This window comes from Aeromonas sp. FDAARGOS 1407, from assembly GCF_019048725.1.
GTDB lineage: Bacteria > Pseudomonadota > Gammaproteobacteria > Enterobacterales > Aeromonadaceae > Aeromonas > Aeromonas enteropelogenes.
In genome coordinates this window covers 4,131,131-4,142,918 of sequence record NZ_CP077399.1, presented here as the reverse complement: position 1 = coordinate 4,142,918, position 11,788 = coordinate 4,131,131, and the positions used below count along the sequence as shown (strand labels likewise).

Below are 11,788 nucleotides of genomic sequence, written 5' to 3'. Positions count from 1 at the left end.
CCATCCACTCGCTTGTCAGAAGGGGCAGGCACACCTAGCCGCCATGGGCTCACCGCTCACAGGGTGGACAAAATCGAGTTCGCTGGCGTGCAGCATCAGCCTTGGCGCCGTTTGTGTGCCGGGTCGTTCCATGCCGCCATAGAGATCGCAGCCGAGGATAGGGTGGCCCAGCCACTGGCTGTGAATGCGCAGCTGGTGGGTGCGACCCGTCTCCGGTACCAGTCTGACCCGGGTCAGGGGAATGGCGCCCTGCTCCCCCTGGCGCACCAGGCGCTCCACTACCTGAAAGCGGGAGCGGGCCGGTTTGCCGCTGTTATCGCAGATCGTCATCAGGGGAAAGAGCGCCGGATCCTTGGTGATGGGGGCTTCGATCACCCCCTCGTCTGCCGCCAGATGGCCGCACAGCAGGGCATGATAGGCCTTGCTTACGGCGCGCTGGCTGAACTGGTGGCAGAGTGCGGCATTGATAGCCTTGTTCCTGGCCACCACCATGATGCCCGAAGTGCCAAAGTCTAGGCGGTGCACCAGGGTACAGCCGGGATACGCCTGCACCAGCCGATGGTGGACCGAGTCGAGGTTCTGCGGGTTCTTGCCCGAAAGGCTCAGCAGGCCGCTCGGTTTGTTGATGAGCAGCAGGTGCTCGTCTGCAAACAGGATCTCGATGGCAGCCTCGCAGGGCGGGGCGATAAAGGTATCGACGATAACGGACATAAGGGATGCAGGCAGGAAAAGGGGGAGGGCATCATACCCGAACGGACGGCGTGCGGCGAATCGGGGCGGGCACACGCTAGATCACGATGCTAACTGCTTGATTAGTCGGGAGGGAGCCATTTTGTGACTCCCTCCCGAGTTAATCCGGCCGCCGCTTGTTAAGGTATGGCTCCCTGTCATGTTGTAAGGAGTCTGTCCATGGCGTTGCCCGTTATTCTCGATTGTGATCCCGGCCACGATGATGCCATCGCCCTCATTCTGGCGCTGGCGAGCCCCGAGCTGAAGGTGCTGGCGGTGACCACCAGCGCCGGCAACCAGACGCCGGACAAGACCCTCAACAACGCCTTGCGCATCCTCACCTTGCTGGGCCGCCACGACATTCCGGTGGCGGCGGGGGCGCCAAAGCCTTTGGCCCGCGAGCTCATCATCGCCGACAACGTGCACGGGGAGTCGGGCCTGGATGGCCCGAAATTGCCGGATCCCGCCTTTGCCCCACAGGCGATGACGGCACTCGAATTGATGGCCAGGTGCCTGCGCAAGAGTCCCGAGCCCGTGACCCTGGTGCCGACCGGACCGCTCACCAACATAGCCCTGCTGCTGGCGGCCCACCCCGAACTCAAGCCCAAAATAGCCCGCATCGTGCTGATGGGGGGCGCGACCGGACCGGGCAACTGGACCCCGGCGGCGGAATTCAATATTTATGTGGACCCAGAAGCGGCCGATATGGTGTTCAACTCAGGGATCCCCATCACCATGTGCGGCCTCGATGTGACTCACGAGGCGCAGGTGATGGACGAGGATATCGAACGGGTGCGCGCTATCGCCAATCCGGTGGCCCAGTGCGTGGCCGGTCTGCTCGATTTCTTCATGATTTACCACCGGGATCCCAAGTGGGGATTTGCCGGTGCCCCGCTGCATGATCCCTGCACCATCGCCTGGCTGCTGGCCCCCGAGCTGTTTCATGGCATCGAATGCCGGGTCGATATCGAGACGCAGGGGGCACATACTAGCGGCATGACGGTGGTGGATCGCTACTGTCTCACCGGCAAGCCGGCCAATGCGCTGGTGCTGCTGGGGCTGGATCGCCCGGGCTTTATCGACTTGCTGGTCACGCGGCTGCGCGCTTTTGACTGAGCACAGACTCACTCTCAACAGAAGGGACAGGGAATGTGGAAGACAGGGTTGGCACTGTTGGCCGGGTTGCAACTGACCGGCTGTGCGTCGCCGTTCGAGCGGATGTGGCAGGGACTGGCCACCTGCGATCTCGCCGAGCTCTATGTCGATGGCGAGACCGGGCAGGCGGCCAATGCGCAGCTCAGGAAGTACATCCCCTACAAGGTGAGCGACGGCTTTGCCTGGTACAAGCTGCATGAAGAGTTGCACGGCTTGCCGGTGGTCGGTTTTATCGTGCCGGCTTCCACCTTCGAGGTGCACGCCCTCTTTATCGATACCCCCATCGCCAACGCGCGGCGGCTGACCCACAACGCCTATGGCAGCGAGTTTGCCGATGAAACTCTGCACGACGAGGGCAAGGCTCCCCTGCTGCTGCGCGACCCCAACAACCCCAAACGCACCATCATCGACTGCACCCGTGGTGAGTCGGAAGGGGAGCAGGGGGATGCGACCCTGCCAGAATAGGGGCAATTCGGCGCACAAATCCGGCGTACAAAAAAAGAGGGGCCAGCCCATCCGGCTGGCCCCTCTTGTTATCTTTTAGCCCAAGCTCAGGGATAGCTCAGGGTCTCCTTGATGACCGGCAACCTCGCGGCAATCCACTCGGGATTGATGGGGCCCCAGTCGCTGATGCGGTAGTGCCCCTGCAGATGGCGGGCCCCCTCGGTTTGCTCGAAGCCGCAGCAGATATCGAGATCCGCCAGCGCCGCCAGGGTGTCCTGGGCAGTGCGCCGCGGCATGCCGGTGGCCGCCATGATGGCGGGGACAGTATCCGTGCCCTGGCTGATCAGCCAGGCCACGTAGAGGCGGCGGTAGAAGCTGGTGCGGGTCTTGCTCGATTCCGTCATATCTTGTCCTCGAGGCGATCGAAGTAGCGCCAGGTGGCCAGCGCCGCCTTGCCCATCACCAGGGCCCAGACACCGAACCAGAACCAGCGGAAGAAGCTCCAGGTGGAGGCGTCGGGCTCTGTGCTCTCAATCTTGGTGACATTGGGGAACATGGAGAACATGTTCACGCGCCAGCCGTAGGAAGTAATGATGGCCAGGCGCTTTTCGAACTCCATGGATTTGGCCTTGGCCTGGACGTCGGCGGCGTTGAACTTGAAGTAGAAGGGCCAGCCCCACTCGGTATCTTCGTTGCGGAACACCCGGATCTGCTCACCGGGACGCTCGGTGTAGATGTAGTAGACGTCGGTGGTGGGGCCATCGGCCGGGTTCTTCTTGCTGATGGGGCCATCCTTGTCGGTACGTTTCACCTCGACCCCGGTGATGGTGGCGATGGTGTGCTCCGGCAGGTAGTAGTCGAGCCAGGTGGCAGAGAGCAGGGCGATCAGGCCCAGCAGAATAAAGGCGGGTTTCTTGAATTTCAGGCTCATGGATGTGCTCGCGTGAGGGGGAGTAACGTGCCTCTACCATACTCACATTTGGCGGAGCGGCCTAGCCCCTTATGGCACCACAAGCCAAAAAATGGCGTTTAAAACAGAAACAAACCCTTCACCTTGGCAACAAAAAAGGCCCTTGCGGGCCTTTGAAAACGGATGGCTATTACAGTTGGAATTGGGCAAGTTGCCTGCGCTGCTGCTCGGCCAGCTGGGAGAGCTCCTGGCTGGCGCTGGCGCTCTGGCTGATCCCGGCAGAGCTCTGGCTCACTATCTCGTGAATGTTGGAGATGTTGCGGCTGATGTCCGCAGTGACGCAGGACTGTTCCTCGGCGGCGGTGGCCACCTGGGCGTTGGCGTCATTGATTTGCTGCACCGCGCCGGTGATCCCGCCAAGCAGGCTCTGTACCTCGGCCGCGAGACGCTGGTTGTGCTCGAGGATGGTCAGGGTCTCCTGCACCCCCTGGTTGGCAGAGAGGGACTGGCTCTGCAACTGCTCTATGATGCCCTGGATCTCCTTGGTTGACTCCTGGGTGCGGGCTGCCAGCATCCGCACCTCGTCGGCTACCACCGCGAAGCCGCGACCGGTTTCCCCGGCGCGGGCGGCCTCGATGGCGGCGTTGAGGGCCAGCAGGTTGGTCTGCTCCGAGATGCCCTGAATGACTTCAATCACCTTGCCGATCTGCTCGGACTGGGACTTGAGCCGGGCCACTACGGCGGCGGCGCTCTCCAGACTGCCCGCCATGCGATCGTTGGCGGTTACGCTCTCGCCAAAGAGAGTGAGCCCCTGCTCGACCCGGCTGTTGGCATCGCGGGCCAGATCGTCGGCCACGGCGGCGTTGTGGTTGACGTTGTCGGCGGTGCTGGAGAGTTCGGTGACCGCCGAGGCAACCTGCTCGATCTCGCCACGTTGCTGCTGGGCGTTCGCCTCGGCCTGGGTCATCACGGCGGCGAGCTCGGTGGCGGCGGAGGCCACATTCTGGCTGATGCCGGTCAGGGTCTGGATGGTGTTGCCGAGCTGGCTCAGGGTGAGGTTGATGTCCCGCGCCAGGTGGGTCACTTCGTTGTTGCCCTCTTCATTGGCACGGACGTTGAAGCGGCCCTGGGCCATGGCGCGCATCACCCCCTGCAGCTGGCTGATAGGTTGCACGATATGGCCTGACAGCCACCAGCCGCAGGCCAGGGCCGCGATCAGGGCGGCGGCCGTCAGCAGCAGGGCATGAAACAGCGCCTCATCATAGTGTTTCTGCTCCCGGACCAGTTCACCCTGGATCAGCTGGTTGATGTGGGCGGACATGCCGTCGATTTCCTTGTTCAGCTGCTCGCCCAGCTGGCGGAAATGGAGGCGGGCCGCCTCAAAGGCAACCGGATCCGCATTGCCCTGATGTTGCAGTGCCAGCAGCGGCATCATCTTGCCGCGCAGATGATCCAGATAGGCTTGCAGTGCCGCCATTACCTGGCGGTTATCCTGTTCGGCCCCCTCGATCACCAGACGGGCGAGAATGCCCCGGATCTCTTGCTCGGCTGCGTTGAGACTGGCGGGCAGCTCGGCGAATTGCTTGGCGTCGTAGAGGCCGTAGATGGCATTGGTGCGCATCCGGTAGGCGGCATGGATCAGGGTGGCAATGTCATCCTTGTGGCGGATCACGCTGGCGGTGGTGTCATTTATCTCCCGAATGGCGTTGTCGACTTCCTGTTTGCTGAATCCGGCGGTGATGACCATCAGCAGACTGGCAAGGAGTAATGGAACGAGAACTTGAAGGCGAATTGATAGATTATTCAATGACATAAAAGGCTCTAATCGGAAGAATGGCAAAGTTTGGCATCTTACACAGACGCGACAAGGATTGTCACAGACTTTATTGCCGACGTTGGAGGTAGTTACAGTTTTTTCTTGTGGTAAAAGAGCGAGATAGACGACACTATCTGGCCAACTTGGTATCAGTTCGACCAATCCGATTGGATTGGGTCTGTCAGTTCCCGTTTTGTCCCTGTTCTATGCGTTCCATGGAGGTGTTGTGTGTCCAGCTGGATTGATCCGGCCATTCTGGCGTTGTTTATTCCCACTTTTTTCTTTGTCTCCGTGACCCCCGGCATGTGCATGACCCTGGCGATGACCCTGGGCATGAGCCTGGGGGTGCGCCGGGCCCTGCACATGATGTGGGGGGAGCTTATCGGGGTGGGGCTGGTCTCGGTGCTGTCGGTGATCGGGGTGGCGGCCATCATGCTCAACTACCCGGGGATCTTTGCCGCGTTCAAATACGTGGGGGGCGCCTATCTGATGTGGCTTGGCATCCAGATGTGGCAGGCCAGGGGCAAGATGGCCATTCCGGCGGATCTCTCGGCGGGCCAGCAGAGCAGCGCCATGGGGCTGGCCATGCAGGGCTTCGTGACTGCCATCGCCAACCCCAAGGGGTGGGCCTTCATGATCTCCCTGCTGCCTCCCTTTATCTCGGCCAGCAAGCCGATGGCGCCGCAGATCTCGGCGCTGGTGGCCCTTATTCTGCTCATCGAGTTCTCCTGCCTGCTGCTCTACGCAAGCGGTGGCCGCACCCTGCGCCACTTTCTCGCCAGGAGTGGCAACGTCACCCTGATGAACCGCATCGCAGGCACCTTGATGCTGGGGGTCGGCGTCTGGCTGGCGCTGGGCTGATAGAGATGTCATGAAAAATGCCCTCCTCTTTGGCAAAAAGAGGGGGGCATTTTTGTGGGGTGCGTCAGGCCTTGCGGGTGAAGCGTCTGACCCAGGGATTGGCGCTCACCCCGTGCAGAATGACGCTCAAGATGATGGTGCAGAGCACGGTGGCGATGACGGGTAACTGGCCCGTCAGGGCCGGCTGATGCTGCAGCACCATGACGGCGAAGACGATGCTGGCCAGCCCCCTTGGCCCGAACCAGCCGATAAAGAGTTTGAGTTCCAGGGATTGACCCGTGCCCAGCAGGCTCAGCCAGACCGGCACCATGCGCAGCAAGGTGAGGCTGGCGGCGCCATAGAGCCAGTACTGCCATTGCAGCAGGATGGGCAGCAGCGGCATCATGATGGCGCCAAATACCATCCAGATCACCACCGAGAGCAGATCTCCGTACCCTTCACAGCTGTCCATGTAGGCGTGCTTGTGCTCTCCCAAGCGATGGCCGATCAGCAGTCCCCCGACAAAGGCGGCGATAAAGCCGCTGCCACCCAGAGTCTGGGCCAGGGCAAAACAGAGCAGGGCCAGCCCCGGCATGGTGAGCTGGCGCCACAGCGGCAACTGCCAGCCATTGAGATAGGAGAGTTTGAGCAATCGGATGGTCAGGGTGCTGAGCAAGAAGGCCACCAGCACCCCTATGCCTATCTCTTCCAATAACAGGGTCACGGCCAGGGTGGCGGTGCCTGCGTGTTGTTCGGTGGGGGCGATCAGGGCGAGCAGCAGAAGCAGAACCGGTACACAGATGCCGTCGTTGAGGCCGCTCTCCTGATTGAGCCCCTCCCGCACCGCTGCCGGTACCGCCGGATTGCTCACCACCGCCTTGCCGAGCGCCGCATCGGTTGGAGCCAGTATGGTGGCGAGGATCGCCACCTCCAGCAGTGGCAGTTCGGGAAACAGCAGGCGGCCGAACAGGGTACCCGTCAGCAGGGTCAGGGGCAGGCCGATGAGCAGCAACCGGACGGGGAGCTGGCGGTTGGCCAGCAGCACCTGCCAGTTGGTGTTGGCAGCGTCGTTGAACAGCACTATGACCAGGGCCAACTCGGCCAGCAGTTTGAGCCCTTCACTGTCGATATCGAGAGAGAGCAGGCCCAGGCCGCCGGTACCCAGCACGCCGCCCACCAGCAGAAACAGCAGGGGGCCGTTGATGAGCTTTGACTCGAAGCGTCCGGCAATCAGGCTGTAGAGCAGTAAAAAGGCGGCGAGCACTGCCAGGTTCTGGTAGATCACAGACGCTTCCATGGGCTCTCCTCCTCGTTACTCCCTGCCATCATAGGGACGTCAATCGGTCAGGCAGTCCGGATCGAACACATATTTCCCCTCCAGCCAGCCCACGATCTCGTCGACGCAGGCCTGGTCGCGAAACGGCAGATAGCGCGCCTTGAGGTGGCTTATTTGTTCCGGGGTGAGCTGGGCCAGGCCTATATCCTGGAAAAGCGGCAAGTCGGCGTCGATCATCGCCGAGATCTGCGGACCGCAGGTGGCGTTGAGGGAGGCGTGCAGCGCCTTGTCCGGATCATACTGCTTGCCGAGCCGATAGCTCATGGGCAGGGTGGCGAGCGGCAGGGCCGAGAGGGCGGCCTGCTTCATGGGATTGACCGCATGACCGCTGACCAGATCCGCAAGCTCCGCGGGGCGGTTTTCGAAGGCGCGCAGATGCAGGAAGTTGCTCGCCTTGCTGCCATCGTTGACCGGGTAGTTGTCCCACAGGAAGGGCTTGCGCCCGAGCAGCCCGGTCACCTGTTTAAGGTGCGCCGCCGGGTATTCGCTCGAGCAGACCCTGGGGCCGGTCCAGAAGATCTCGAAGCGGCGGTCGAGCTGCTCGCCGATATCTTCCAGATAGCGGGGAGGCATGGCGCCAAACACCTTCTCCAGCACGGGATCGGTCGAGTAGTAGCTGGGGCAGAAGATGAGCCGGCCCGCCTTGCTGTGAGCCGCGATGTCGTGGGCGATGGTGAGCTGATGATGGGCGAGATCCGGGGTATCCCCCTTCATGTCATCAAACAGCACCGCCAGAATGTCGGGCTGGAGTGTCTCTTCGATGAGGCGCACCTTCTCGAGCAGCGCGGGACGCTTTCGCTCGTAATCGTGGTGGGCCCCCATGGGGCTCAGGCCCACCCCGAAGGCGAGACCGTTGTCACGGCACTGCTGGGCGAGGCGGGCCAGGTCTGCCAGATGTTGCTCTGGCCAGGGCTGGGCCCAGTGCTTGCGCAGATAGCCATCCTCTTTCGGGGCATAGATATAGAAGCCGTAACCGTGGCGAGGCAGCCACTGGGCATAACGGGCGCGTGCCTGCCAGCTCCATCCCTTGCCAAAGAAGCCTTCGATCACCCCCAGATTGGGGAAGGGGGCTTGGGGGCCGGACAGCATGTTTTGATATGGCATAACTTCTCTCCCTTCTCGTTTGGAGGTCGGGACCCGGGGTTACACCGGATCTTCTTCCTGGAAACGCACCCCGATTTTGCTCGGCACGCTCTCATCCATCTCGGCCACGGTCCAGATCAGGCCCTGCCATTCGATGTTGTCACCGACCACCAGATTATCGCCCAACAGGGAGGCAATAAAATCCCCCAGCGTCTGATCCGCCACCTCGCTCACATCCAGCCCGTAGAGGGGGGCAAGATCGATGAGGCGGGCGGAGGCTTCCAGCAGGAAGTCACCGAAGAAGCGCGGGCCCAGATCCTGCTCCGGCGCCTGGCTGAACAGCTGGCCGAGGGCAGGGAGATCGTGCTCGTGACCGATGACGCAGAGGATGTCATCGGCTAGCAGGCAGGTACTGCCCGAGGGGTGCAGCAATTCGCGGCCGCGAAACAGGGCGCTGACCCGGGTGCCGGCGGGCATCTTGAGATCCCTCAGCGGCGAGCCGATGCACCACTTCTCGGCTCCCAGCCGGTAGACGAAGGTCTCCCACTGGCTGTCGAGGTCGATCTCGAGGCCGGAGCGGTTGATGGGGGACGGGGGCGCCGGCACCTCGACTCGTGCCAGCCTGGAGGCCAGCGGCAGGGAGCTGCCCTGCAGGATGAGGGAGACCAGCACCACGAAGAAGGCCACATTGAAATAGAGCTGGGCATTGGGCAGCCCCGCCATCATGGGGAAGACCGCCAGAATGATGGGCACGGCGCCGCGCAGCCCCACCCAGGAGATGAACCAGCGCTCGCGGGGGGCAAAGTTCTTGAACGGCAGCAGACCAACCCAGACCGAGACGGGGCGGGCAAACAGGATCATCCACATCGCCAGCGCCAGGGCCGGCAGGGCGATGGGCAGCAGCTTGTGGGGGGAGGCGAGCAACCCCAGCACCAAGAACATGCCGATTTGGCTGAGCCAGGTCAGGCCGTCCAGCACCGACAGCGTAGTGCTGCGACTGCGCAGGGCGAGGTTGCCGAGCAGCAGACCGGTGAGGTAGATGGCGAGGATGCCACTGCCCCCCACCGCCGTGGTGAGAGCGAAGATCAAGAGGCCACCGCTGACGGTGAGCAGGGGATAGAGGCCGGGAGCCAGTTTGGCGTTGTTGATGAGCTTCCACAACAGCCAGCCGCCGGCCAGGCCGATGCCGGCCCCCATGCCAAATTGCTGGAGCAGTTGCAGCAGCAGGAAACCGGCATCCAGCCCCTGCTGGGCGGTGGCCAGCACCTCGATCAGGGTGACGGTGAGAAACACCGCCATGGGATCGTTGCTGCCCGACTCTATCTCCAGGGTCGCGCTGACCCGCTCGTTGAGGCTGCGCCCGCCAAGCAGGGAGAAGACTGCCGCCGCATCGGTGGAACCGACGATGGCGCCGATCAGCATCCCTTGCAGCAGATTGAGGTCAAACAGCCAGGCGGCAGCGAGGCCCGTCAGGCCCGTGGTGATGGCAACGCCCACGGTGGCAAGCGACAGAGCGGGCCAGAGTGCCACCCGAAACGAGGAGACCCGGGTGCGCATGCCGCCGTCGAGCAATATGATGGCCAGCGCCAGGTTGCCCACCAGATAGGCGACCGAGTAGTCGGCGAACTGGATGCCACCGGGTCCATCTTCCCCCGCCAGCATGCCGACGGCGAGAAAGATCACCAGGATGGGGATGCCGAGGCGGGAAGAGAGAGCACTCAGCAAGACGCTGGCTCCCACCAACAGGGCACCGATGAAGAAGAAACTGTTGATGGCGACGGCATCCAAGGGCGAACTCCTTCCTGGCTGGTGTAAAGTAGGCACATTATATGCAGCAAATGTGACAATGTGGCGATTTTGTGTCTCGAATTTGCAATTCATTACATTTCTCCGCCTCTGGCCGGACGCAGTCTGTCGGTATGCCTATGAATCCCTTTCCTCGACCCCGCCGACATCCTGCCATCCCGGAAGCGGTTTTTGTCCTATTTCTTTCCCCTCTCAATTCGCGTCGTCCGCCCGATATGTGCCCCCCGTCCGGTTTTCGAGATGACTACTGCTTGAAGTGTTAATAAAAAACCGTTTTCTCAACGAACTGAGGTATATTCCGGCCATGATGCAATTGACGCTTGGATCGGAATAATAATGTTACAACTCAGACGGTTATGGTGGCTCCTAGCCCTCTTGATGGTGACCTCGCTGCTCCTGGTCGCACTGTTTGAGTGGGGCCCCAGACGCCATCTGGTGATAGTGCCGAGTGACAAGTGGGAGGTCGCTACCATCGACGATCGCCCCACGGGGGGCGACTCGGTAGCAACTCTGGCGGCGCAAGGCACCGGGATGACGTGCGAGCTGGGGAGCCAATACCGCTGGCCCTACTGCGAACTGGCGATCACCCTCACCGCCCCCGAACAGGGGATCGATCTCTCCGATTTCGATAACCTGATCCTGCAGCTGGAAGGAGAGGGTCCGAGTGACGCCGCCTGGCGTATCTATCTGCGCAACTACCACCCCGACTATTCCCGGGCCGGGGATCCCGTCTCCCACAAGGTCAACGCCATCCTGTTCGACCCCAAGCAGTACCCGGGGCGGGTCGAGATCCCCCTCAAGCTCTTTACCCCCACCACCTGGTGGCTGACCGACTACGACATTCCCCTGATGCAGCAGGGCCAGGATCTGAGCCGGGTCTTCGCCATCGAACTGGCGACCGGCTCGGGAGCGGCGCCGGGCCACTATCAACTCAAGGTGGAGACGCTGATCTTCGAGGGGCCCTGGATGTCGCCCACCCTCTTTTATCGGGCCCTCTTCATCGGCTGGAGCCTGTCGGTGATCTCCCTGCTGCTGATGGATTATCTCGGGATGCGGCGGCGCCTGGCGAAGTTAAGCAGGCAAGCCAGGCAGACCATGGCGCGCAACCGGGATCTCGAGCTGGAGTACCGGATGGCCAGCAACCAGGTGCGATATGACCCCCTGACCGGGGCATTGAGTCGCTATGAGGGGGAGTCCAGGCTGGTGCACCACGGTGGCGAGATGACTCTGGTGTTTATCGATATCGACCACTTCAAGCAGATCAACGACAGTCATGGTCATCCGGTGGGTGACGAGGTGCTCAAGTGCCTGGTGAGCGAGTTGCTGCTGCAACTGGAGGATGGGGACATGCTCTGTCGCTGGGGTGGGGAGGAGTTCGTATTGCTGCTGCCCGGGCGCTCATTGGCCTGGGGCCGGGCCCTGGCCGAGCGCCTGCGTCTGGCGATGGTCGAGAGTCGCAACTGGCCGCTTGGGGTGGCAGTCACTGCCTCGTTCGGGGTGGCAAGCCGCCGGCCTGACGAGCCGCTGCTCAAGACGTTGCAGCGCGCCGACATGGCGCTCTATCGCGCCAAGGGGGCGGGGCGCAACCGGGTAGAGGTCGCCGACTGAGGCGGATAAAAAGCGGCGGCCAGTCTCTGCTGGCCGCCTGTGAAGCGTGGTTGTGGCCCGG

11 protein-coding genes are annotated in these 11,788 nt (G+C 62.2%); 4 read left to right on the top strand and 7 right to left on the bottom strand.

What is annotated here, in order from left to right:
- Positions 1 to 15: 15 nt before the first annotated feature.
- The gene (locus I6L37_RS19325) at positions 16 to 711 is read right to left on the bottom strand and encodes an RluA family pseudouridine synthase (RefSeq protein WP_216992709.1); all 696 of its coding nucleotides are present in this window, start codon (positions 709 to 711) and stop codon (positions 16 to 18) included.
- A gap of 198 nt (positions 712 to 909) precedes the next feature.
- Here I6L37_RS19325 and rihA point away from each other — a divergent pair, with 198 nt between their 5' ends.
- Positions 910 to 1,845 (top strand): pyrimidine-specific ribonucleoside hydrolase RihA, encoded by a 936-nt coding sequence (gene rihA / locus I6L37_RS19320; protein ID WP_216992708.1) that lies wholly within the window; start codon positions 910 to 912, stop codon positions 1,843 to 1,845.
- A gap of 33 nt (positions 1,846 to 1,878) precedes the next feature.
- Positions 1,879 to 2,349 (top strand): hypothetical protein, encoded by a 471-nt coding sequence (locus I6L37_RS19315; RefSeq protein ID WP_026456773.1) that lies wholly within the window; start codon positions 1,879 to 1,881, stop codon positions 2,347 to 2,349.
- A gap of 86 nt (positions 2,350 to 2,435) precedes the next feature.
- On the opposite strand, the gene I6L37_RS19310 is transcribed toward I6L37_RS19315, so the two are convergent.
- The 3 genes from I6L37_RS19310 to I6L37_RS19300 all read right to left on the bottom strand — a co-directional run bounded on the left by I6L37_RS19310 (position 2,436) and on the right by I6L37_RS19300 (position 5,051).
- Positions 2,436 to 2,732 (bottom strand): helix-turn-helix domain-containing protein, encoded by a 297-nt coding sequence (locus I6L37_RS19310; protein ID WP_026456774.1) that lies wholly within the window; start codon positions 2,730 to 2,732, stop codon positions 2,436 to 2,438.
- Positions 2,729 to 3,259, bottom strand: coding sequence for a DUF1523 family protein (locus I6L37_RS19305; RefSeq protein WP_216992707.1), 531 nt, complete (start codon positions 3,257 to 3,259; stop codon positions 2,729 to 2,731). The genes I6L37_RS19310 and I6L37_RS19305 overlap by 4 nt, the downstream gene beginning before the upstream one ends.
- Before the next feature lie 169 nt (positions 3,260 to 3,428).
- A complete protein-coding gene (locus I6L37_RS19300; protein WP_216992706.1) occupies positions 3,429 to 5,051 on the bottom strand; it encodes a methyl-accepting chemotaxis protein in 1,623 nt (540 codons plus the stop codon).
- A gap of 231 nt (positions 5,052 to 5,282) precedes the next feature.
- Here I6L37_RS19300 and I6L37_RS19295 point away from each other — a divergent pair, with 231 nt between their 5' ends.
- Positions 5,283 to 5,915 (top strand): LysE family translocator, encoded by a 633-nt coding sequence (locus I6L37_RS19295; RefSeq protein ID WP_216992705.1) that lies wholly within the window; start codon positions 5,283 to 5,285, stop codon positions 5,913 to 5,915.
- Positions 5,916 to 5,979: 64 nt separating this feature from the next.
- On the opposite strand, the gene I6L37_RS19290 is transcribed toward I6L37_RS19295, so the two are convergent.
- The 3 genes from I6L37_RS19290 to I6L37_RS19280 are packed head-to-tail and all read right to left on the bottom strand — an operon-like array spanning position 5,980 to position 10,101.
- Entirely contained in the window at positions 5,980 to 7,191 is a 1,212-nt protein-coding gene (locus I6L37_RS19290; protein ID WP_216992704.1) for a cation:proton antiporter, read from the bottom strand.
- A gap of 39 nt (positions 7,192 to 7,230) precedes the next feature.
- On the bottom strand, positions 7,231 to 8,334 hold the full coding sequence (locus tag I6L37_RS19285; RefSeq protein WP_042028430.1) for a beta-N-acetylglucosaminidase domain-containing protein: 1,104 nt from the start codon (positions 8,332 to 8,334) through the stop codon (positions 7,231 to 7,233).
- A gap of 39 nt (positions 8,335 to 8,373) precedes the next feature.
- Complete coding sequence (locus I6L37_RS19280; RefSeq protein ID WP_216992703.1) at positions 8,374 to 10,101, bottom strand: potassium/proton antiporter; 1,728 nt, start codon at positions 10,099 to 10,101, stop codon at positions 8,374 to 8,376.
- A gap of 354 nt (positions 10,102 to 10,455) precedes the next feature.
- Between I6L37_RS19280 and I6L37_RS19275 the strand changes: the two genes are divergently transcribed.
- The gene (locus I6L37_RS19275; RefSeq protein WP_216992702.1) at positions 10,456 to 11,727 is read left to right on the top strand and encodes a GGDEF domain-containing protein; all 1,272 of its coding nucleotides are present in this window, start codon (positions 10,456 to 10,458) and stop codon (positions 11,725 to 11,727) included.
- Positions 11,728 to 11,788 lie beyond the last annotated feature (61 nt).

Excerpts from the sequence above, each read along its gene's own strand:
- I6L37_RS19325 (WP_216992709.1), bottom strand. The coding sequence starts at position 711 with ATGTCCGTTATCGTCGATACCTTTATCGCCCCGCCCTGCGAGGCTGCC.
- rihA (WP_216992708.1), top strand. The coding sequence starts at position 910 with ATGGCGTTGCCCGTTATTCTCGATTGTGATCCCGGCCACGATGATGCC.
- I6L37_RS19315 (WP_026456773.1), top strand. The coding sequence starts at position 1,879 with ATGTGGAAGACAGGGTTGGCACTGTTGGCCGGGTTGCAACTGACCGGC.
- I6L37_RS19310 (WP_026456774.1), bottom strand. The coding sequence starts at position 2,732 with ATGACGGAATCGAGCAAGACCCGCACCAGCTTCTACCGCCGCCTCTAC.
- I6L37_RS19305 (WP_216992707.1), bottom strand. The coding sequence starts at position 3,259 with ATGAGCCTGAAATTCAAGAAACCCGCCTTTATTCTGCTGGGCCTGATC.
- I6L37_RS19300 (WP_216992706.1), bottom strand. The coding sequence starts at position 5,051 with ATGTCATTGAATAATCTATCAATTCGCCTTCAAGTTCTCGTTCCATTA.
- I6L37_RS19290 (WP_216992704.1), bottom strand. The coding sequence starts at position 7,191 with ATGGAAGCGTCTGTGATCTACCAGAACCTGGCAGTGCTCGCCGCCTTT.
- I6L37_RS19285 (WP_042028430.1), bottom strand. The coding sequence starts at position 8,334 with ATGCCATATCAAAACATGCTGTCCGGCCCCCAAGCCCCCTTCCCCAAT.
- I6L37_RS19275 (WP_216992702.1), top strand. The coding sequence starts at position 10,456 with ATGTTACAACTCAGACGGTTATGGTGGCTCCTAGCCCTCTTGATGGTG.